Source organism: Nocardiopsis aegyptia (assembly GCF_013410755.1).
Classification (GTDB): domain Bacteria; phylum Actinomycetota; class Actinomycetes; order Streptosporangiales; family Streptosporangiaceae; genus Nocardiopsis; species Nocardiopsis aegyptia.
Map to the genome: position 1 here is coordinate 2,471,705 of NZ_JACCFS010000001.1, position 21,773 is coordinate 2,493,477.

The window sequence follows — 21,773 nt, forward strand, 5'->3', positions numbered from 1 at the left end:
ATCGTGGTGTACTCGTCACCCGCGGTCGCCGTCGGGGGTGAGGGCACCGCGTACGTCCGGTCCCACCGGGCGGGAACGGACTCGAAACCCTGGTATATCGCGCTCTCACCCTGTTCTAACCCATGCGGCTCAAGATGATGAGTGTCAGCAGGCATCGTCCCGCCAGCCGGAGGATGAGTTGAACCCCAACGAACCGAACGAAGACGTCGCTCCCGAGACGGGCGAGCCGACCCCGCACGAGGGGCCCTCCTCCGAGAACCGGGTGGACGACCCCTCCGACGGCCGGACCCCGCGCTTCTCCCCGCCGTCCGGACCGCACTGGGCCACCGGGCCCGAGCAGTCCCAGGGCGCGGCCTACACCTACGCCGCCCCGGACGCCTCCGGTGAGGCGTCCGGCCGCGGACCGGGCGCGACGGAGGCCCCGGCCGCCGCGCAGCCCTCCGAGCCGTTCTCACAGCACCCGAGCACGTCCGTACCGCCGCACGGCGGCTACACGAACCCGTCCCAGACCGCCGCGTTCGCCTCGGGCGGGTACGGCGGGTACCCCGGCCACGGCGGTCACCCCGGCCACCCCGGTCAGCCCGGCCACCCGCACCAGGGGGGCCACCCGGGCCAGGGCGGCCCCGGGGGATTCGGCGGGTACGGCGGCCAGCAGCCGCCCGGTGGCACGCCCCCGGAGCACCCGCACCACGGCGGCGGCATGCCCCCCGGCTCCCAGCCCCCGCCGGCCAGGAAGCGCGGCTCGGGCCGCGTCGTCGCCATCGCCGCCGCGACCGCGCTGGTCACCAGCCTCATCGTGGGCCCCGCCACCGCTCTGGGCACGGCCTACCTGCTGCCCGGCGGCGGGCTCGGCGCCCCCAGCAGCTCGCTCGACGGCGAGCAGGGCGGCACGCCCACCGAGGGGGAGGTCGGCGAGGTCGCCGACGCGGTCCTGCCGAGCGTGGTCTCCATCCAGACCGCCGACGGCAGCGGCAGCGGCGTGATCCTCTCCTCGGACGGCCAGATCCTGACCAACGCCCACGTGGTGGCCTCGGCCCGCAACGGTGAACTGCAGGTCCTGTTCAACGACGGCTCGACCGCCCGGGCCGAGGTCCTGGGCTCGGACACCGTGTCCGACATCGCGGTCATCCAGGCCGAGGGCCGCACCGACCTGACCCCGGCGGTGCTGGGCGACTCCGACCAGATCGGAGTGGGCGGCGACGTGGTCGCGATCGGCTCCCCGCTGGGCCTCCAGGGGACCGTCACCACGGGTGTGGTGAGCGCGCTCAACCGGCCGGTCAACACCGGTGCGACCGAGAGCGGCAACGGCTTCACCTCCACCGTGATCAACGCGATCCAGACCGACGCGGCCATCAATCCCGGCAACTCGGGCGGCCCGCTGGTCAACATGAACGGCGAGGTGATCGGCATCAACACCGCGATCGCCGGGATCTCGCAGGAGAGCGGGTCGGTCGGCCTCGGCTTCGCCATCCCGATCAACCAGGCCCGGCCCATCGCCGAGCAGCTGATCGAGACCGGGAGCGCGAGCTACCCGGCGATCGAGGCGACCATCTCCGCCAACCCGCAGGGCGGGGCGACGATCGTGGACGTCACCGAGGGCGGTGCCGCCGAGGAGGCGGGGCTGGAGCCCGAGGACGTGGTCGTGTCGGTCGACGGCGAGCAGATCGGCAGCCCGGACCAGCTCATCGCGACGATCCGCGCCCACCAGGCGGGCGACCAGATCACGCTCGGCGTCCGCAAGGGCGGCAGCGGATCGCCGGAGGACGTCACGGTGACGCTCGGCGAGCAGAGCTCGACCTCCGTCGAGCAGGGGGAGGAGTCGGAGGGGAACTGACGCGCGCGTCCGCGTACGGACGCCTTCTCCCCGCTCACGCCAGGGGCGGCTCGGACCACCGGTCCGGGCCGCCCCTGGCGCGTGTGGGCGGGGGGTGGGGGCACCACCGCGCCGCGGGACCGCCGACCACCCGCACGTACCCCGCTCCCCCACCGCGCGGCCACGTGCGCGCACTCTCGTGGGGCGCGGGTCCGCGGGCCTAGCGTCGGAGCGACGGGAATCCCACCGCCGACCGGTCATCCGCGCCCAGCGAGAAGGACACCCCCCATGGCACCCCAGGCACCCCAGGCACCTCCCACTCCGCCGTCCGCACCGCGGCGGCCGTCCGCTGGTGGCGGCGCCCCTGGATCGCTCCGCTGGCACTGGTCACCCTGGTCTTCCTCGCCTTCGCCGTCCCGCCCTAGCTGGGGCTGGACCCGTCCGAGTCGCGCTTCCCGATCCGCGAGGACGTGCCCTGGCACTACGCGATGCTCGTCACGCACATCTTCGGCGGCACGGTCCTCATGCTCCTGGTCGTCCTCCAGGTCTGGCCGTGGCTGCGCGGGCGCCATCCGGCCGTGCACCGGTGGAGCGGCCGTGTGTACGTCTTCGGCGGAGTGGTGTTCGTCGGCGTCCCCGCCCTGCTGATCCCACCGCTCAGCCACACCGGCCCGTCGTCGCAGGTCGGCAGCACGCTGTGGGCGCTCGCCTGGCTGGCCTTCACGGTGACCGGCTACGTGATGGCTTGCCGGCGCCGGTTCGCCGACCACCGCCGGTGGATGCTGCGCAGCTTCGTCCTGCTCTACGGCATCGCCCTGAACCGGCTGGCCGTCGCGGCGCTGCTCCTGGTCATGCTGCCCCAGGCGGAGTCGGTGTACGGCGGGGACGTCGGCACGCCGGCCATCGACCTCGCGCCCGCGTCGCTGTTCCTGAGCTGGATGCTGCCGCTGGTCCTCCTGGAGTGGTGGTTCCAGCGCCGGCGGTCGCCGCGCGCCCGTCCCGGTGCGCGTCCGACACCGGTCGGCGTCTGACCAGGCACGATCCCGCTCCGAGTCACCGATCGACAACGCCCAGGTGTGTCGGAGTGCGCGCGCGGACCCGAGGAGTATCGTCTCCCGGGCCGCGTGCTCCCTGGCCGGTCGCTCCGCCGTCACCGAGAGGTCGGCGACGGTCAACTGTGGTCGGCCACACTCGTGCGTGCGCGGCGACCGACGCCGCACCGGCCCAGGAGATCCGACCCATGTCCACGTCGTTCGCCTCCCCCGCCGCCGCTCCCGTCGGCGCGCTCCCCGACGCCGTCACCGACCTGCGGCCCCCGCCGCCGGGGCTCGCGGATCCCGGCGGCTCCCGGGGCACCCGGGTGCTGATCGCCTCCGACACCTACCCTCCCGACGTCAACGGCGCCGCCTACTTCACCGCCCGGCTCGCCCGGGGCCTGGTCGAGCGCGGCGCGTGCGTGCACGTGGTGTGCCCCTCCGCCGAGGGGCCGCCGCGCGTGGTGGAGCGGGACGGGGTCGTCGAGCACCGGCTCCGGTCGGTGCCCTCGCTGGCGCACGAGAGCGTGCGTCTGGCGCTGCCCCCGGGCGTGCGCGGACACCTGGAGCGCCTCCTGGACCGCCTGCGGCCGGACGCCGTGCACATCCAGAACCACTTCGTGATCGGCCGGATCCTGGCTCCGGCGGCCCGCCGGAGGGGCGTTCCGGTGGTGGCGACCAACCACTTCATGCCGGAGAACCTCTTCGACTACCTGCGCGTGCCCGCCCCGCTGCGCCCGCACGTGGCGCGGCTGGCCTGGTGGGACCTGCGGGAGGTCCTCTCGGGTGTGGAACACGTGACCACCCCGACCCCGGCGGCGGCCCGCCTGCTGCGCGACCAGGGGTTCGGCCGTGCCGTCGAGGCCGTCTCCTGCGGAATCGACCTCGCCCGCTTCCGGCCCTTCGGGGGCGGCGCGGCGGAGCGGCGGCGGCTGCGCGCCCGGCTGGGGGTGCCCGACCGCAGGACGCTCGTGTTCGTGGGGCGGCTGGACGAGGAGAAACGCACCGACGAGCTGATCCGCGCCGTCGCGCTGACGCCGGACACGCAGCTCGTGCTCGCCGGGCACGGGTCCCACCGCGGGCGGTTGGAGGAGCTGGCCCGGGAGGAGGGTGTGGCGGACCGCGTCCTCTTCCTGGGCTTCGTCGCGCACGCCGACCTGCCGGACGTCTACCGGTGCGCGGACGTGTTCGCCATCGCGGGCGTCGCCGAGTTGCAGAGCATCGCCACGCTGGAGGCGATGGCGAGCGGGCTGCCGGTCGTGGCCGCGGACGCGATGGCGCTCCCCCACCTGGTGGAGGAGGGCCGCAACGGGTACCTGTTCCCGCCGGGGCGCCCGAAGGAGATCGCCGCGCGTGTGTCGGACGTGCTCGCCGACGAGGGCCGGCGCGCCCGGATGGGGGCGCACAGCCGCGCGATGGCCGAGCGGCACCGCCTGGAGGACTCGCTGGAGCGGTTCGAGCACATCTACCTGGAGGCGGCGCTCGGAGCGCTCTCGGCCGCCGGCCGCGGCCGTCCCTAGGCTGGGCCCCGTCCCTGGGCCGCGGCCGCCCCTGGGCCGCACCCGTCGCCGGGCCGCGCACTATCCTCTCCACCGAGCCCGGCGGAGCGGCGGGCCGCCCACCACCCGGGTCCTCCGGGTCCGCGTGCGGACCCGGAGGCGCGGGCCGAGACGCCCAGGAGTGCCCCGCGTGACCCCACACCCCGACTTCGACGTGATCGTCTTCGACATCCTCGGCACCATGGTCGACGAGCCCGGCGGGATCGCGCGCGGCGTCCGCGCGCTGCGCCCGGACCTCGACGACGCGGGCACGGACGCGCTCGTGCGCACCTGGTACCGGCACGTCGACGAGCAGCAGCGGGAGATCATCGGGGGCCGCCGCCCCTACGCCGACAGCACGGTGATCGACCAGGAGGCGGCGGCCCGCGTCGCGGCCGAGGCCGGGGTCGCCGACGAGGACGCGATCCGTTCGCTGGCGGGCGCCGGGCAGAGGCTGGACCCGTGGCCGGACTCGGTTCCGGCCCTGGCCCGGCTCGCCTCGCGCTTTCCCGTGGTCGGCCTGTCCAACGCCGGCCACAGGGCGCTGACGCGCATCAACGCGCACTCCGGGCTGCGCTGGCACCAGGTGCTCTCGGCCGAGGACGCCCGCGGCTACAAGCCGGACCCCGGCGTCTACCGGCTCGCGACCGCCAACACCGGCCTCGCGCCGGACCGCCTGCTCATGGTCGCCGCCCATGCCTGGGACCTGCGGGGCGCGCGGGCCGTGGGCCTGCGGACGGCCTACGTCGAGCGCCCCGTCGGGGACCCGCCCGGCGACGGGGACTCCTTCGACCTGACGGCGACGAGCCTGGACCACCTCGCCACGCTCCTGGGCACCGACTGACGCGGACCGGCGCCCCGGGCCGGGGCGGGTTCGGCGAGCGGTCCGGGGCGAGCGGGTCCGGGTCCGGCGCGAGCGGGGAGCGGGCCCCTGGCCCGGCGCGGCTACGCGGCGGCGGGACCGGGTGGCGGCGGGCCCTCGCCCGGCCGGACCGTCGGGAGCTCGAAACCGATGACGGCGCCGCCACCGACGCGGTTGTGGGCGAACACCCGGCCTCCGTGGGCCTGGGCGATGTCGCGGACCATCGACAGGCCGAGTCCCGATCCGGGCAGCCCTCGGGCGACGGTGGCGCGGTAGAAGCGGTCGAAGACGTGGGCGAGTTCCGCGGGGTCGATCCCGGGCCCGCGGTCGCTGACCTCCACGGTCCCGGAGCGGATCCGGATCTCGATGGGCGCGGTCCCCTCCGCGTCGAACTTCGCGGAGTTCTCCACCGGGTTGACCACGGCGCGCTCCAGGGCCTTGGGGCGGCCCCACACGGCGCTGTCGTCGGCGTCCACGATGATCTCGCGCCCGGTGCGGCGCCGGACCCGGGCGGCGACCGACTCGGCGACGTCGCGCAGGCGGACCGTGGTCGGCGTCTCGGTCTCGTGGTCGCCCGTGGCCAGGCCGACCAGCTCGTTCACCAGCGCGGTGAGTTCGCGCGCCTCGCCGCGCAGGTCGTCGATGAGGCGGTCGCGCGCCTCCGGGGTGAGGCGGTCGACCCGCCCCAGCACCTGCACGTTCGTGTACAGGCTGGTGAGCGGCGTGCGGAGTTCGTGCGCGGCGTCCTGGACCAGGCGGCGCTGCTCGTCCTGGGACTGGGTCAGCCGCGCCAGCATGGCCTTGAAGGCCGCGCCGAGCCGCCCGACCTCGTCCCGGCCGACCTCCTCCGCCCCGAGCGGGGCCCCGGAGCCGTCCTCCGCGTTGTGCTCGGCGGTGACCGGGTCCAGGCGGCCGGTGGAGCTGACGTACTCGGCGGCGTCGGTGAGCCGGGCCAGGCGGCCGGTGACCCGGTGGCCGACCAGCCATCCGGCCGACGCCGCGGCGATGGCGACGAACAGCCCCACCCACAGGATCTGGGCGGCCAGGCGGTCGATGGTGGCCTCCGTGGGCGAGAGGCGCTGCACGACCAGGAACGCGCCCACTCCGTCGCCCACCGACACCGTCGCCACCCGGTAGGTCTGCCCCTCGACCTCCTTCTCCCGTGACTCCACGACCCCGGGCTCGTCGTAGGCGGCGACCTCCAGGTCCACGGCGTCCGGTTCCAGGTCCACGCTCCCGCCGGGGCCGGGATCGGCGATCGGGTGCGTGCGCGCCCCGTCGGGCCGCATGAACTGGACCTGGACGTGTTTGCCCGCCAGGAACATCACGCTGCCCGCGGAGGCCTCGGAGTCGTCGTCGTGCAGGCTGACCAGTTCCTCGGAGAGCGAGGTGACGCTGCGCTCGAACTCGTCCCTGGCGTCGCCGCGGATGAGCGTGGCGGCGGTCGAGTAGGCGAGGGCGCCGACGAGGGCGACGGTGACGCCCACGACGACGGCGAAGAGCACGGCGAAGCGGGTGCCCAGGCGCCAGCCGCCCGGTGTGAACAGCGACCGGAACCGGTGCGTCGCGGTGTCTGCGGCGGAGTCGCGCACGGTGCTCACGTCATCCCCGGAGTGTGTATCCGACGCCGCGCACGGTCTGGATCAGCGGCGGGCCGCCGTCCTCCAGCTTGCGGCGCAGGTAGCTGATGTAGACGGCGAGGTTCTTGGACTCGGGGCCGAAGTCGTAGCCCCAGATCCGGTCGTAGATGGTGGCGTGGTCCAGCACGATGCCGTGGTTGCGGACCAGCAGCTCCAGCAGGTCGAACTCGGTCTTGGAGAGGTCGATCTCCCGCTCGCCGCGCCACACCCGGCGGGCGAGCGGGTCCAGGCGCAGTTCCCCGACCCGGAGCGGCCCCTCCTCGACACCCTCCTCGCTCACGTGCGCGGAGCGGCGCAGCAGCGCGCGCAGACGGGCCAGGAGCTCCTCCAGCTCGAAGGGCTTGGCGAGGTAGTCGTCGGCACCGGCGTCGAGCCCGGCCACACGGTCGGGCGTCTCGACACGTGCGGTGAGCATGAGGATGGGGGTGCGGTCCTTCTCCGCCCGCAGGACGCGGGCCACGCCCAGTCCGTCCACGCCGGGCATCATCACGTCGAGGATGAGCAGGTCGACGGGGTCGGAGTGCACGGCGGCCAGGGCCTGGACGCCGTCGGCGGCCGTGCGCACCGTGTAGCCCTCCAGTTGGAGGGCGCGTTCCAGTGACTCGCGGATCGCCCGGTCGTCGTCGGCGATCAGCACCGTGGAGGTGGAGGTGGCTTCCATGGCCTCATGCTGCATCACCGGGGTGAGAGCCCGGTAAGAGGCCGGCGGCCGTGTTGCCGCAGCCCCGGGCGGGCGGGGGCGGCCGGTACGGCGGCTCCGGGGGCCGGTCTGTGCCGGAGCCCCGGGCGGGTCAGGCTCCGCTGCCGTCCGGGGCGGAGCCGTCGGTGCGCTTCAGCCCGGCCGCGCGGCCCTTGCCCGCCACGACCAGCGCCATCTTGCGCGACGCCTCGTCCAGCATCTCCGAGCCGAGCATGACGGCGCCGCGGCGGTCGACGGCCGTGGCGTGCGCGTAGGCGTCGAGGATCAGTTCGGCCTTGTCGTAGTCCTCCTGGGAGGGCGCGTACACCTCGTTGGCGGCCTCGACCTGGAGCGGGTGCAGGACCCATTTGCCGTCGAAGCCCAGGGCGGCCGTGCGGGCGGCGGAGCGGCGGAAGGCGTCGACGTCGCGGATCCGCAGGTAGGGGCCGTCGATCGCCTGGAGGCCGTGGGCCCTGGCCGCGGTGAGGATGCGCATCAGGACGTAGTGGTAGGCGTCGCCGGTGTCGTAGCCGGGCGGCTGCTCGCCCACGACCAGGCTCTTCATGTTCAGCGAGGCCATGAAGTCGGCGGGCCCGTAGACCAGCGACTCCAGCCGGGGCGAGGCGGCGGCGATCGCGTCGACCTCGGTCAGGCCGCGGGCGTCCTCGATCTGCGCCTCGATGCCGATGCGGCCCACGTCCAGCCCCGTGGCCCGCTCGATCTGCGTGAGCAGGGTGTCGAGCCAGTGGATGTCGCGCGCGGAGGTCACCTTGGGGAGCACGAGGCAGTCCAGGTCGGCCCCGGCGCCCTCCACGACCGTGATGACGTCGCGGTAGGCCCACTCGGTGGTGACGTCGTTGACACGGACGGTGCGCACCCGGCCGCCCCAGCCGCCCTCGCGCAGGGCCCTCACGACGGTGTCGCGGGCGTCGGCCTTCTCCAGCGGTGCGCAGGCGTCCTCCAGGTCGAGGAAGAAGGCGTCGGTGTCCAGGCCGCGGGCCTTCTCGACGAACCGGGGGTTGGACGCCGGCACCGCCAGCACCGACCGCCGTGACCTGAGCTCGCCCATCGCCCTACCGCCCGTTCCGCTCGACTGCCGATCGCGTGCCCCATTTTGGCACCGTCTGGTGCGTAGAGTGTGGTCCGGGCCCGGAGGGGAGCGCCTGGGCGCTCCCGCGTGGGGAAACGGGGAGACGGGAGAGCGGCATGTCGCGCGCGGTGTATCCGACCAGCGCCCACTGGGGCGGCTACCAGGTGGTCGTGGAGGACGGGCGCGTGGTGGGCGTGCGCCCCGACCCCGACGACCCGGCGCCCTCCCCCATCATCGCCAACACCCCGGGTGCCCAGCACCACCCCTCGCGGGTGGCGCGTCCGGCGGTGCGCCGCCGCTGGCTGGAGCACGGCCCCGGACCGGATCCGCGCCGGGGCGACCCGGACGACGAGTACGTCGAGGTCGAGTGGGACACCGTCCTGGACCTGCTCGCCCGTGAGCTGGACCGGGTGCGCTCGCGGCACGGCAACGAGGCGATCTACGGCGGCTCCTACGGGTGGGGCAGCGCGGGCCGGATCCACCACGCGCAGAGCCAGCTGCACCGGTTCCTGAACACGATCGGCGGCTACACGCGGTCCCGGACGACCTACAGCCACGGCGCGGTGGAGGTGCTGATGCCGCGGATTCTGGGGACTCCGGCGGCCAACCGCCTGCTGCACCGCGCCCCGGCGTGGACGGTGATCCGCGAGCACACCGACCTGCTGGTGACCTTCGGCGGGCTGCGGGTGTCGAACACGTGGACCTCCTCCGGCGGGCGGGCGGTGCAGACCGCGGGTCCGGCCATGCGGGAGGCCGCGGAGTCCGGGGTGGAGTTCGTGTCCGTGTCCCCGCTGCGCGATGACACGCCCGAGGACGTCAAGGCGGACTGGGTGTCCATCGAACCGGGGACGGACACCGCGGTGATGCTGGCCCTGATGCACGTGCTGTTCACCGAGGGGCTGGCCGACACCGCGTTCCTGGACCGGTACACGGTGGGCGCGGAGGCCGTGCGCTCCTACGTGCTGGGCGAGGACGGGTCGGGCCCGGTGCGCGACCCGGAGTGGGCCGAGTCGGTGAGCGGTGTGCCCGCGGGCGAGCTCCGTGCGCTGGCCCGGCGGATGGCCGGCCGGCGCACGCTGGTCAACGTGGGGTGGTCGGTCCAGCGCGCCCGCCACGGCGAGCAGCCGCTGTGGGCCGGCCTGGCACTGGCGTGCTGCCTGGGACAGGTGGGCCTCCCAGGCGGCGGCTTCGCGTCGGGCTACGGGTCCATGGGCAACTACGGCGGCGGGGCGACCCCGCTGGGGCTGCCGCGGATGCCGCAGGGCAACAACCCGGTGGACTCGTTCATCCCGGTGGCGCGGATCGCGGACATGCTGCTGCACCCGGGTGAGCGCTACGACTTCGACGGGCAGGAGCGCCGCTACCCGCACGCGCGGCTCGTGTACTGGGCGGGCGGCAACCCCTTCCACCACCACCAGGACCTGGCGCGGCTGACCGAGGCGTTCGGGCGGCCGGACACGGTGGTCGTGCACGAGACGCACTGGACCGCGACGGCGCGGCACGCCGACATCGTCGTCCCGGCCACGACCGTGCTGGAGCGCGACGACCTCACGGCGAGCCAGGGCGACCTGACAGTGCGGGCGATGCCGCGCGCGGTGCCGCCGCACGGGCAGGCGCGGGACGAGTACGACACGTACGCCGACCTGGCCGAACGGCTGGGGCTGCGCGAGGAGTTCACCGAGGGCCGGACCAGCGGCCAGTGGATGCGCGTGGTCTACGAGCGCTGGCGTTCCCTGGTCGCCCGGCGGGGGCTGGACGTGCCCGGGTTCGACGAGTTCTGGTCGCTGGGCCGCGTGGAGATCCCGGGACGGGTCGAGGACGAGGCGCTCCTGGGCGAGTTCCGGGCCGACCCCGAGGGTGGCGCGCTGCGGACCCCGAGCGGGCGGATCGAGCTGTTCTCGGACACGATCGACTCCTTCGGGTACGAGGACTGCCCGGGCCACCCGGTGTGGCTGCCCGGCCCGACGGTGACCGGGGACCGCGACGCGTGGCCGTTCACGCTGGTCGCGAACCAGCCGAGCGGTCGGCTGCACAGCCAGCAGGACATGGGGGCGCACAGCATGTCGCAGAAGGTCGAGGGGCGCGCGCCGCTGCGGATGCACCCCGGCGACGCGCGGGCCCTGGGCCTGGCGGAGGGCTCGGTGGTGCGGGTGGTCGGCCCGCGCGGCTCGTGCCTGGCGGGCCTGGTGCCGAGCGAGTCGGTGCGGCCGGGCGTGGTGCAGCTGTCGACGGGTGCTTGGTACGACCCGACGGCGCCGGGAGTGACCTGCGCGCACGGCAACCCGAACGCGCTGACGGAGGACGTGGGGACGTCGTCCCTGAGCCAGGGGTGCACGGGCCAGCTGACGCGAGTCCGCGTGGAGGCGTTCACCGGCCCGCTCCCCCCGGTCCGGGCCTTCGACCCGCCGAGAGGCGTCATGCCCGCCTAGGGAACATGGCCAGAATTCGGACCGGTCGCTATAGTGGTCGTCATGGAGACCATTCCGATCACTGAGGCCAAGACCAGAATCGCCGAGCTCGCCGACCGTGCGCAGCGCGAGCACGCCGACTACACGTTCACCAAGAACGGCCGTCCCGCCGTCGTGATGATGTCAGTGGATCAGTACGAGTCCCTGATGGAGACATTGAACATCCTCGATGACCCGGAGACACGTGCGGACCTCACCGAATCCGCCGAATCCGAGGACTTCACGACCGAAGAGGAGATGGCCGAGCTGATGAACGCGCGACTCGGCAAGGACTCCACTGCATGAGGATCGTCTACAAGGGGCCCGCTCGCAGCGCTCTGACCGAGGACCTCCCCGAAGCGGTCGCCTCCGCCGCGTACGAGTTCGTCAACGGACCGCTGAAGGAGAACCCGTGGCGTGTGGGCAAGCCGCTCGCGGAACCCTTCGCCGGGCTGCACGCCGCCAGAAGGGGGACCTACCGGATCATCTACAAGGTCCGCCCGGACAAGGACGTGATCGAGGTCCACTCGATCCGCCACCGTCGCGACGCGTACCGCGCCTGAGGGTCAGCGGACCAGGAGGCGGTCCACACGGCGCGGCAGCGCCGGCCCGACCAGGCCCGGGAGCGCGTAGCCGACCTGTCCCGGGGCGAGCATCCCCAGGATCGCGCCCGTGTTGGCGGTGGGCGCGCGCAGGAACTCGCGCATCCGTGGGTGGGCGTGCGGCACCGCGTTGCCGGTCGTCAGCAGGCTGAACACGGCCACCAGCGCCACCGCCGCCCACACGGCACCGCCCTGACCGCCCAGCCAGGCCTGGAGGCGGGCGACCGCCACCAGGGCGTAGGCCGGGGTGTCCCCCACGGCGCCGACCGGGGGCAGGACGACGGCGGCCGGGAGGGCTGCCGTCATGAGCGCCGCCGCGGCGGCCGCCGTGATCCCCCCGGTCGCGGCCAGGCCCAGACGGATGGCCAGCTCGCGCGCTCTGCGGGTCAGGACGTCCTGGGCCGGGTAGGGGCGCCAGGGCCGTCCCTCGGAACGGGCCTCGCCCATGGCGCTGGCCCGCCGGTGCCGCACGAAGCGCCAGGTGTCGCACAGGACCCCCGGTCCCCGGCGGGCCGCGATCGTGGCGGCGGCCAGCTCGTGCGCGATCGAGGACAGCGTGGTCGCCAGGGTGACCGGCAGGTCGATCCACGACAGCGCAATCCGGCGGAACAGCGGCGCGATGTCGGCGGGCACCCGCACGCGCATCGCGATCGAACGCCCCCACGCCCAGCGGCGCAGGCGGGCCAGCGGCGGCTGCCCGGGCAGCGGTGGCGTGCTCTCGGCGGCGGTACCGATCATCCGGTAGTCCATCGCGACCGCGCACAGCAGGAGCAGGAGCAGCAGCCACGGGGTGAGGACGCCGCCGCCGAGGACCGCGTAGACCGCGTCGGTGGCCCAGTGCAGGCTCGCCCCGGCGAGCACCGCGTTGAGGTCGAGGTGTTCCAGGACGGCGGTGGTCAGCGCGAGCGGGGGCAGCAGCCAGAGCCAGGCGCCGTAGCGGCGGCCGACGATCGCGAGGCCGAGAGCCGCGCCGACCAGGCCGGTGGTCAGGGCGTGCCCGGAGAAGACGGCGAGGACGCTGCCGTCCGGGGCGTGCACGACCGAGCCGCCGGGCAGGAGGAGGCCGGTTCCGCCGGTGTGGCCGCCCTCCATCAGCGACACCTCGGTCAGCAGGCGCTCCGCGAGCTGAAACCCCGCTCCGGAGGCCGCCGCCACCAGCAGGAAGTCGGTGGCCGCGAGCCGGCGCGCCCGGCGACGGGCGAGGAGCGGCAGGAGCAGCAGCGGTACGAGCTTGCCGATCTCCTCCACGGGCACCGCGACGTAGGTGTAGGCGAGGACGCCGTAGGGGTCGGCGCCCAGGAAGCCCACGATCGCGGACTCGGCGAGGGCGACCGGCCACAGCAGGACGGCACCGAGGGCGACCACCCGCAGCAGGGTCGCGAACGAGACGGTGCGCGAGCGCGAGAGCCACGCCAGCTGGAAGAGGAGCAGGTAGGTGAGGGCGAGCGCGGGAAGGACGGGGTGCAGCTCCGGCGCGGCCAGGGGCGCGGCGAGCAGGGCGACCAGCATGAGCCACCCCCAGGAGCCGCGGAGCGCGCGCAGGCCGCGCACGGCCCGCGGGGAGCGCTCGCGGGCGCGTTCGGTGGCACGGGCGAGGCGTTCGGCCGTGTCCGGGCCGGGGCCCCGCGGTGTACGGGCGTGGCGGGCGCCGGGCTCCACGCAGTGGTAGAGCTGCGCGGCCCGTGTGAGGACCGCCCCGCCCTCCGCGCGTGCCCGGGCCGCGAAGTGCGCGCGGGCCTGGGGGATGTCGGCCCCGACGAGTTCGCGGACGAAGTCGGGCGGTCCGGCCGCCACGGTGAGCTCGTCGGCGTCGACCAGGACGGCCGCGGAGAAGTCCTCGACGCAGACGAGGAAGTCGGTGGGCGTGGGTCCCCATCCCCGGATGAGGTCGACCAGGGTGTCGGTGTCGAGCGGGACCTCGGTGACGGCTTCGTAGGAGAACTCCGGGCGCGTCCGGCAGACCAGGAGGCGGTCCACGCCCATCGACCGCCCGGCGGCGATGATCGCGCGGATGAGGTTGCGGTCGCGGGGCACGAGGAAGGGGGTGGTGACCTTGCCGCCGGCCCGGATCCACTGGGGATCGAGCTCGGTCGGACCGGCACAGACGCGCAGGACCAGGTCCCGCGCGAGCATGGCCTGTTCTTCCATGGGATTCCTCGTGCCGTCCGGGGGGTGAACACGTCGGGGGCCGGTGCCCGGCCCCGACCGAGCATAACGGCGCGGGGCGCGGCCGCGGCAGGCGGTGTGCGGGCCCGTCCGCCCGCCGGTGGCTCGTGCGCGCTCCTGCCTTCCGGACTCCGGTGCCTCAGGTGCGCTCCTACCTTCCGGACTCCGGTGCCTCAGGCGCGCTCTCGCGTTGAGCCCTGTGCAACGGGTGTGCGCGGGGCGCGGGAGGGCCGGGGCCCGGCACCGAAGACGTCCGCGCAGACCTGGGCGAAGTGCCGCACACCGGGCACGTCCAGCGCCCAACCGACGAGCGCCCAGCCCAGGTGGAGGTGCTCCAGTGCCCTGGCGACCGCGGACACACCGCTCCAGCGCGCGCCGTCGGGGGTCTCATAGGTGACGCGGTAGAGGACCTCGGGGTGCTCCGCCGCGGGCCGCAGGTCCAGGGCGACGGGCGAACGGGCCATGATCCAGGCGCCGAGGCCCCGGCACATCGCGCAGTCCGCGGCGACGTGGAGGACTCCGGGGGTGCGGCCCGGCCACGGCCGCCACCGGGGCAGCCAGGGGCGCACGGCCGACCGGTAGTCGGTCCACCGGCGACCGAACGCCGCGCGCAGCTGCCCGTCCTCGTGCCAGTCGGCGAACCCGGCGCCGTAGATGAGCGCGCTCAGGGCCAGCAGGAGGAGGGCGGGTTCGCCCAGCAGCGCGGCGAGCGCCAGGTAGACGGCGATCATCGAGGTCTGCATGGGGTTGCGCAGGTAGGCGTAGGGGCCGCTGGTGACCAGGTGGACGGGCGGGTCGTAGGGCAGCGGTGTCCCGGCGCCCACGCGCGCGAACTCCCGCGCGGCGGCCAGGCCGGGCAGCCCGGCCAGCACGACCACCTGTGCGCCGGCGAACACGGTCGGGCCGCTGGGGACGGCGCCGAGGACGAACAGGGGCAGCGCGACCATCAGCCCGAACGCCAGCCCGGCCTGGACCCACACCCGCGCGTGGACGAGCTGGCCCTCGCGCGTCCAGTACGCGAGCAGCAGCGCGGGGATCAGGCACACGACCGCTCCGGCGAACTCGCCCACCAGCCACAGCCGGCTGAGGTCCACCACGGGCGCGGCGAGCGGCATGAGGAGGATGTCGGCCCAGACCAACAGGGCGGTGAGCAGGGGGACGGGGAGCACGCGCAGCAGCAGGGCCGGCAGCGGACCCCACAGGAGGACCCACGCGACGACGAGGTCCACGGGCATCCCCAGCCACACGCCCCCGTCGGCGTGGAAGGTCCACCAGCCGACGCGCAGGGCGACCAGGTTGAGCGGCAGCAGGGTGAGCAGGACCCAGGCGCCGGAGACGATCATCGCCGCGGTCTCGCGGCGGGAGGGCGTACGCCAGACGCCCAGTGCCACGAGCGCGACGAGGGGGCCGAACAGGCCCAGGCCGCGGACCAGGGTGGCGTGGAGTTCGGGGTCGTGGATCACCGGGCCGCCTCCGTCACGGTCTCGGTCGCGGACGTCTCCGGCTCGGACGTCGCGGTCGTCTCGGTCACGGACGCCTCCGTCGCGGTGGTCCCGAAGGTGGCGGCGAGGTACTCCGCGGCCAGGTCGGTGGCGTAGGCCTGGAGGGGGCCGAAGTACCAGGAGGGCTCGTAGGTGCGCTCGTAGTCGATGGCCCAGCCGAGGCGGGTGCCGCCCTCGTCCGCCGACCACGACGCCTCCGCCCGGCGCATGTCCATCCACCCGGAGAACGCGGTGTCCTCGACGACGTCGAAGACGACCCGCCCACCATCCGGCCCCACGTTGCTCTCCACCACCACCAGCTCCATGCGGCGCGGGGTGGGCTCGTCGCCGATCGCGAGGGTGTTGCGCGGCGTGAAGTGGACGACCCGGGTGTCGCCGACCGCCAGCCCCTCCCCCACCGCCCGGACGGGCTCGGGGAAGGGGACCGCGCGCAGGAAGAGGGCCTCGAACGCGCCGTACTCCGGCGGCGCGGCCAGCGCGGCGGCGACCTGGTCCGGCGCGGCGTCGATCACGCGCGCACCCGTGCCCTGGTCGTCCCTGGGCAGGATCGTGGTGCCGCCCACGCCCTCCAGCGTCAGGACGAAGAGCACGGGCACGAAGAGCAGGGCGTGCCGGGATCCGGAGCCGCCCCGGGCGATGGCGGAGCAGAGCATGGCGACCAGGGCGACGATCCCGAAGATCAGCGGCGCCGCCAGGAGCAGGCACACCATGCCCTCGGCGAGCAGGGGGCCGGACATGGCGAGCACGAGCGCGGTGACGGCCATGGCCGCTCCGACACCGGTCTTCGGGCGCGCGGTGAACACGATCAGCAGCGCGATGGTCGCGGGCAGGCCGAGGTAGAACAGCGCGGTCTGGTCCAGGCCTCCCCAGCTGGTGATGCGCAGGACGACCAGTCCGACGAAGACGAGGCCGACGATCGCGGCGAGGATCCAGCGTTCCCGCAGGCCGACGGGCCGTACCGGTTCGGGGGATGTCTGCACGGGCGCGCTCCTTGATCACATGCTTGAACCGCTTGGTTTAATCAGTTGATTAAAGCGTATGATGAACCGCGACCGGAGAGCAAGGGGCGGGGATTCGATGGCCAAGGGCGGCGGCGGACGGCGCACGAGCGAGGAGACCAGGGAGCGGCTGCTGGCGGCGGCGACCGCGACGCTGCGCGAGGACGGCTACGCGGGAGCGTCGGCGCGCGCCATCGCCACGCGCGCGGAGGCCAACTCGGCGCTGGTCTTCTACCACTTCGGCGGCGTCGACCAGCTGCTCCTGGCGGCGCTGGACCGCTCCAGCGCCGAGCGCCTGGCGATGTACCGGGAGCTCACCGCGCGGGCGCGCACCTTCGAGCAGCTGGTGGAGGCGGCGACCGAGATCTACCGGACCGACCTGGAGCGCGGGTACATGGCCGAGTTCACCGAGCTGGTCGCGGCCGCGGTGTCCAAGCCGGAGCTGCGCCCCGAGATCCGCGACCGCGCCGAGCCGTGGATCGCGTTCATCGAGAGCGAGTGGAACCGCGTCCTGGGCGGCTCGGCGCTCGGGCGGATGCTGCCCGCGCGCGAGGTGGCCTACGGGGCGATCACGTTCTACCTGGGCGTCAACCTGTTCTCCGTCCTGGACGAGGACCACTCGCGGACCGAGGCCGTGTTCGAGCTCGCCCAGGTCCTGTCGCCGCGCGCGAAGCTGATCACGCTGCGGCTGCCCGCGTGGGGGCGGCGGGACGACGCCGTAGGGTGGCCGACGGACGACGAGGACGAGGCGGAGGACGTATGAACGGCATCATGGTGGCGCCGGGGATCGAGTTCCCGGACACCTCGGACGGGCGCACCCACGTGGCGGGCGCGATCATCGCCGATCCTGGTGGCCGGATCTTCGCCCAGCGCCGCTCACCCACCCGCAAGGTGTTCCCGCACTGCTGGGACATCGTCGGCGGGCACGTCGAACCCGGCGAGAGCATGCTGGAGGGCCTGGCCCGCGAGGTCGCCGAGGAGACCGGCTGGCGGCTGGCCGAGGTGGTCGCGGAGCTGTACCGCCTGGACTGGGATCCGGGCGACGGGCTGACGCGGCACGAGGTCGACTACCTGGTCCGCGTCGAGGGCGACCTGTCCGCGCCGCGGCTGGAGCCGGACAAGCACACCGAGTTCCTGTGGGTGGACGACTCGCTGGTCGACCGGCTGCACGACCACCGCGACCCGGGCGAGTACTTCATCACCGACATCGTGCGGCTGGGCCTGGCCGCCGCCCGGCCCCTGGACTGACCGGGGTCACAGCGGCCTGACCGGAGTCACAGCGGGCTCAGCAGGTACAACGACACCCCCAGCCACACCTGCCACAGGCCCGCGTCGGGACCGGAGTGCGTCACGGTGTCGCGGTACAGCGGGCCCTCGGGGAGAGTGGCGCGGACCTCGTCGGCGAACGCCCTGATCCGCTCGGCCGCCCGCCGTTCGTCCCCGGCCGGCACGCGCGGCAGCAGCACGGAGCTCTCCCGGTCGTCCACCATGCGCACGCGCACGCCCCGCTCCGCCGTGACCTCGGCGATGAGCTCGACGGGAATGGACAACCGCTGCCCGCCGCCCTGGACGGTGACGTGCGTTCCGTCCAGCCGGACCCAGGAGAAGAGGCTCGCCCCCAGCACCTGGCTGCCGATCCACGGCAGGACGAGGAGCACGGCGGCGATCCCGATGGCCCGGGCCCAGTCGGCGGCGGTCTCCACGTCGCGCGGCATCTGGGCGCCGAGCCAGAACGTGCACCACAGCAGCACCGCGACGATCAGGCACCCGGCGATCGTCGCGGGCCCGTTGCGCACGGTCCGCGCCCGGGGCCGGGGCGCGTCCGGGTGCCGGGGATCGAAGCGCCGGTCGGGATCGCGCCCCCTGCGGTACATGTCGAGCTGCCCGCTCGGCATCCCCGCCAGCCCCCACACCAGGACCGGAAGGCACATGGTGAGATGGGCCGACGTGAGCTCCTCCGACCGGACCAGCACCAGCAGGACGCCGCCGGTGGCCAGCCACCAGCGCGCGTAGGACCAGCCCATGGTGGACGCGACGAGGGTCCGGCGCAACCGTCGGGGGACGTCCTCCCGCCAGTCCTCGCCGCTGTCCCGCGCGATGCGGCGGAATTCACGCCAGAGGGCGTGGGGCAGGCCGGCGAGGGCGAGGAACGCGACGGAGTGGAGCAGCCAGGGGGAGAGCACGGGGGATGCCTGTCCAAGGGGGGAACGGAGTACCACCCTCCCATGCTCAGGTCACGAACCCTCGACCGGCCGCACGTCCACCGGGTCGTCCGCCTCCTAGCGGACCTCCAGGGTGTCCCCGGCCACCAGGTCGCGCAACCACTCGGTCCGAGCCCGGACGCCGGTCTCGTAGGCGATGCCGTCCGCCTCGTACCCCAACACGACGTACGGACGGCATGGCCCCCGGGACTCGGAACGGCACTCGGTCCCCACCACCTCGGCGGTCGCCGCCACGTCTTGCGGCGACGTCGCGACAGGCCGACGGGTCTCGGCGGGGGCCGAGGACGTCAGCGCGCGCCCGGTTCCTCCTCGTCGAGGAGCAGGAACCGGGTGGGATCGGCCGTGTCCACCTCGATCCCCACGGTGGCCACGTCCCGGAGGCGACGCCCCTCGTGACAGTCGATCCGGAGTCCCTGCTCGTACTGGAGGCCGTCGAACGAGTACGTGACCCGAAGCTGCGGATGGCAGCCGCGGGCCGAAGTCAGCACACCGACCACCTCGGCGTCGGTCGCGACCGCCGAGCCGTGGATGAACTGCTCACTGAACAGTACGATCCCTCGGCCGACCGTGGCCGACACGAATCCCACAACGGCCAGGGCCAGAGTGGCCCGGCCGAGCACCTTGTAGGTCAGGGCCCGGTTCCGTACGCCGGCCGGGCGCTTGCGGCCACCCCTGCGGCGAACCCGTCCACGGTCGGCGTGGCGCACGACCGCCCGCCAGGCCGTGCCCAGGGCGACCAGGAGGGCCGCCGTACCGACGCCCGCCCAGAAGGACACACCCGCCACGTCCACGGCTCCGAACCGGACGGCGGCGAACGGCCACAGGAAGCACCCCGCGGACACGCCGAGCATCAGCACGGCGGGGACCGCCCACCTGGCGACCGGAAGGACTGCGTTCCCCTCCCTGTTCCGCCACCCCTTCCGGACAGGGGTGTTCCTTCGCTCGTGCCACACCACGGTGAGGGCCCACCCGGCGGCCGCGGCGGCCACCGCCGCGAGGACCGCACCCCAGGGCATCAGCCGGTGACCGCTCACCATGGCCGTGTCGGGGTCCGAGGGCAGGTAGCGGACCTCCACCTCACGGGAGCCGTCGTGCTCGAAGTCTCCCGCCGCGACGGTCCGCACCGGCTGGTTCCGGTCCGTGACGAAGTCGACCAGCGGCTGGTCGTCCACCGCCCCGACCACTACGGCCTCTGCCACTGCGCCGTGCTCGGTGAGGGCCGCGTGGCGGACCCGTGGTTCGGCCAGCTCACCGAACAGCAGACCTCCCATGACCGAGAAGAGGGCCAGAGCCAGGAGGACCGCGCCCACGACTTGGACCACGGCACGCCACATCCCGCGATCCAGCTCCTGTTTCGAGAACAGGAGCTGTGCGGTCCGTGGCCGGGGCGCGGGCGGTGACGGTGGCGGGAAGGGGCGCTCCCGCATCTTCTTCAGCTTCCACTCCGGCGTGGGCCGGGGCTTGTTGGACCTGCGCTTGCGCGTCATCCGCCACCACCCACGCGGAGATCGGTCGGGTGGCAGGCGCCGACACGCGTCAGGGAGGCTGGGGGCATGGGGGATGCCTCTCCGATCAGGGGACGGGGTTCCACCCTTCCACAGGCGCGCGAAGGGGTCCCGGTCAGGCGGCTCGGAGGGTCTCCTTGACGGCCAGGGGAAGAGCGTCCAGCAGGTCGCTGGCGCTGATCGGCGCGCCGTCGCGGGCCAGGTGCGCCGCGCGTCCGTGCAGGTAGGCGCCGCACATCGCCGCCTCGTAGGCGGGCAGTCCGGCGGCCAGGAGGGCGCCGACCGCCCCCGAGAGCACGTCGCCCGTCCCCGCGGTGGCCAGCAGCGGCGTGCCCGTGGGGTTGACCGCGAAGGGGAGCCCTGGCTGGGCGATCACCGTGGTGGAGCCCTTGAGCAGCACCGTGCACCCGAAATCCTCGGCGGCGCGCGCGGCGTGTTCGGTGCGCCGCGCCTCGACGTCCGCTCGCTCGGCCCCGAGCAGCCGGGCCAGCTCGCCCGCGTGCGGCGTCAGCAGGGTGTGCGCGTCGCGCTCGCGCACGGCGTCGGCGAGCGGGCTGCCGCCGCTGCCGCTGAGGAGCGTGAGCCCGTCCGCGTCGATCAGCACCGGGCGGTCGCTCTCCAGCACGGCGCGGAGCTCGTCGGCGTTGGACGGGTGTGTGCCGCGACCCGGACCGATGACGACCGCCGCGACCCGTCCGGGGGCGAGGTCCGTGGTGCTCTGGGGATCGTGGACGCTCGCCACGGCCTCCGGCCAGCGCGCGAGGACCTGGTCGACCGCCTCCTGGGCACCCCCGTAGCGGACCATGCCCACACCCGTGCGCAGGGCGCCGCCGACACACAGCACGGCCGCGCCCCGGTACTGGTCCGACCCGGCGCGGACGTCGAGGACACCGCGACGGTACTTGTCGGACGCGGCCTCCAGTCTCGGCAGCAGCGCGGCGACGTCCACAGCCTGTGGACGGACCGCGGTCGCGCCCGACAGCTCCGGATCGAGCCCGATGTCCACGAACACGACCCGCCCGGCCAGCTCGGCGCCCGGGTCCACGAACAGGCCCGGCTTGCGCGTGCCGAAGGTGACCGTGACGTCGGCGCGGACGGCGGTCCCGCCGACCTCGCCGGTGTCGGCGTCCACCCCGCTGGGCAGGTCCACCGCGACCACGGGCGCCGGGGAGTTCTCCGCCAGCAGGGCGAGGGCGGAGTGGGGCTCGCGCAGCCCGCCGCGGCCGCCGATGCCCACGAGGCCGTCGACGATCAGGTCCGCGTCGAACAGGTCGGTGTCGTCGGCCGTGGCGTCGGTGAAGCGGTGGATCCGCCCGCCGGCCGCCCGCAGCGCCGCGGCGCCGCCCTCGTGGACACCGTTCCCGGCGAGCAGGGCGCGCACGGCCGCACCGCGCGCGGCCAGGGACGCGCCCGCGTACAGAGCGTCGCCGCCGTTGTCGCCGCCGCCCACGAGCAGGACGACGTTCGCCCCGTACACGCGCGGCAGCAGCCGCGCGCAGTGCCCGGCCAGGCCGGTCGCGGCCCGGCGCATCAGCGCCCCCTCGGGCAGTCGCGCCATGAGGGCGTGTTCGGCGGCACGGACGACACTGACGGAGTGCGCGGATTCCATGTGGGACCTCCCGGGTGGGTGCGACACCATCGTGCCGCACGCGGGGCACGCCGGGACGGGCGGACA

General features: G+C 74.3%; 18 protein-coding genes. 9 read left to right on the forward strand and 9 right to left on the reverse strand.

What is annotated here, in order from left to right:
* Positions 1–178: 178 nt before the first annotated feature.
* From HNR10_RS10945 to HNR10_RS10960, 4 genes are all read left to right on the forward strand, one after another.
* Complete coding sequence (locus tag HNR10_RS10945) at positions 179–1,834, forward strand: S1C family serine protease (protein WP_218897704.1); 1,656 nt, start codon at positions 179–181, stop codon at positions 1,832–1,834.
* A gap of 449 nt (positions 1,835–2,283) precedes the next feature.
* A complete protein-coding gene (locus HNR10_RS10950; protein WP_312889206.1) occupies positions 2,284–2,844 on the forward strand; it encodes a DUF2306 domain-containing protein in 561 nt (186 codons plus the stop codon).
* Between the two features lie 209 nt (positions 2,845–3,053).
* Positions 3,054–4,367 (forward strand): glycosyltransferase, encoded by a 1,314-nt coding sequence (locus HNR10_RS10955; RefSeq protein ID WP_179822907.1) that lies wholly within the window; start codon positions 3,054–3,056, stop codon positions 4,365–4,367.
* A gap of 169 nt (positions 4,368–4,536) precedes the next feature.
* The gene (locus HNR10_RS10960) at positions 4,537–5,229 is read left to right on the forward strand and encodes a haloacid dehalogenase type II (protein ID WP_179822908.1); all 693 of its coding nucleotides are present in this window, start codon (positions 4,537–4,539) and stop codon (positions 5,227–5,229) included.
* Positions 5,230–5,330: 101 nt separating this feature from the next.
* Here the strand turns inward: HNR10_RS10960 and HNR10_RS10965 are convergent, their stop codons facing one another.
* The 3 genes from HNR10_RS10965 to HNR10_RS10975 form a co-directional block, all read right to left on the reverse strand.
* A complete protein-coding gene (locus tag HNR10_RS10965; RefSeq protein ID WP_376769790.1) occupies positions 5,331–6,839 on the reverse strand; it encodes a sensor histidine kinase in 1,509 nt (502 codons plus the stop codon).
* Between the two features lie 10 nt (positions 6,840–6,849).
* Positions 6,850–7,548, reverse strand: coding sequence for a response regulator transcription factor (locus HNR10_RS10970; protein WP_179822912.1), 699 nt, complete (start codon positions 7,546–7,548; stop codon positions 6,850–6,852).
* A gap of 130 nt (positions 7,549–7,678) precedes the next feature.
* Positions 7,679–8,635: an HpcH/HpaI aldolase/citrate lyase family protein gene (locus HNR10_RS10975; RefSeq protein WP_179822913.1), complete on the reverse strand. Its 957-nt coding sequence runs from the start codon at positions 8,633–8,635 to the stop codon at positions 7,679–7,681.
* Between the two features lie 137 nt (positions 8,636–8,772).
* On the opposite strand from HNR10_RS10975, the gene HNR10_RS10980 reads away from it, so the two are divergent.
* The 3 genes from HNR10_RS10980 to HNR10_RS10990 are packed head-to-tail and all read left to right on the forward strand — an operon-like array spanning position 8,773 to position 11,666.
* Positions 8,773–11,085 carry a molybdopterin-dependent oxidoreductase gene (locus HNR10_RS10980; RefSeq protein WP_179822915.1) on the forward strand — a complete coding sequence of 771 codons (2,313 nt, stop codon included), beginning with the start codon at positions 8,773–8,775 and terminating at the stop codon, positions 11,083–11,085.
* Positions 11,086–11,127: 42 nt separating this feature from the next.
* Positions 11,128–11,409, forward strand: coding sequence for a type II toxin-antitoxin system Phd/YefM family antitoxin (locus HNR10_RS10985; RefSeq protein ID WP_179822917.1), 282 nt, complete (start codon positions 11,128–11,130; stop codon positions 11,407–11,409).
* Positions 11,406–11,666 (forward strand): type II toxin-antitoxin system RelE family toxin, encoded by a 261-nt coding sequence (locus tag HNR10_RS10990; RefSeq protein WP_179822918.1) that lies wholly within the window; start codon positions 11,406–11,408, stop codon positions 11,664–11,666. The genes HNR10_RS10985 and HNR10_RS10990 overlap by 4 nt, the downstream gene beginning before the upstream one ends.
* Before the next feature lie 3 nt (positions 11,667–11,669).
* Here HNR10_RS10990 and HNR10_RS10995 read toward each other — a convergent pair whose 3' ends face one another.
* From HNR10_RS10995 to HNR10_RS11005, 3 genes are all read right to left on the reverse strand, one after another.
* Complete coding sequence (locus HNR10_RS10995) at positions 11,670–13,853, reverse strand: PrsW family glutamic-type intramembrane protease (RefSeq protein WP_179822920.1); 2,184 nt, start codon at positions 13,851–13,853, stop codon at positions 11,670–11,672.
* A gap of 191 nt (positions 13,854–14,044) precedes the next feature.
* Positions 14,045–15,334 carry a methyltransferase family protein gene (locus HNR10_RS11000; RefSeq protein ID WP_312889208.1) on the reverse strand — a complete coding sequence of 430 codons (1,290 nt, stop codon included), beginning with the start codon at positions 15,332–15,334 and terminating at the stop codon, positions 14,045–14,047.
* Positions 15,331–16,353 carry an SRPBCC family protein gene (locus HNR10_RS11005; protein WP_312889209.1) on the reverse strand — a complete coding sequence of 341 codons (1,023 nt, stop codon included), beginning with the start codon at positions 16,351–16,353 and terminating at the stop codon, positions 15,331–15,333. The genes HNR10_RS11000 and HNR10_RS11005 overlap by 4 nt, the downstream gene beginning before the upstream one ends.
* Positions 16,354–16,450: 97 nt before the next feature.
* On the opposite strand from HNR10_RS11005, the gene HNR10_RS11010 reads away from it, so the two are divergent.
* Positions 16,451–17,134 carry a TetR/AcrR family transcriptional regulator gene (locus HNR10_RS11010; RefSeq protein WP_179822922.1) on the forward strand — a complete coding sequence of 228 codons (684 nt, stop codon included), beginning with the start codon at positions 16,451–16,453 and terminating at the stop codon, positions 17,132–17,134.
* A complete protein-coding gene (locus tag HNR10_RS11015; RefSeq protein WP_179822923.1) occupies positions 17,131–17,619 on the forward strand; it encodes an NUDIX hydrolase in 489 nt (162 codons plus the stop codon). Before HNR10_RS11010 ends, HNR10_RS11015 begins: the two co-directional genes overlap by 4 nt.
* 26 nt (positions 17,620–17,645) lie before the next feature.
* Here the strand turns inward: HNR10_RS11015 and HNR10_RS11020 are convergent, their stop codons facing one another.
* The 3 genes from HNR10_RS11020 to HNR10_RS11030 all read right to left on the reverse strand — a co-directional run bounded on the left by HNR10_RS11020 (position 17,646) and on the right by HNR10_RS11030 (position 21,707).
* Complete coding sequence (locus HNR10_RS11020) at positions 17,646–18,554, reverse strand: hypothetical protein (protein ID WP_179822925.1); 909 nt, start codon at positions 18,552–18,554, stop codon at positions 17,646–17,648.
* A gap of 326 nt (positions 18,555–18,880) precedes the next feature.
* A complete protein-coding gene (locus HNR10_RS11025; protein ID WP_179822927.1) occupies positions 18,881–20,080 on the reverse strand; it encodes a DUF3592 domain-containing protein in 1,200 nt (399 codons plus the stop codon).
* Positions 20,081–20,213: 133 nt separating this feature from the next.
* Positions 20,214–21,707, reverse strand: coding sequence for an NAD(P)H-hydrate dehydratase (locus HNR10_RS11030; protein WP_179822929.1), 1,494 nt, complete (start codon positions 21,705–21,707; stop codon positions 20,214–20,216).
* Between the last annotated feature and the right edge of the window lie 66 nt (positions 21,708–21,773).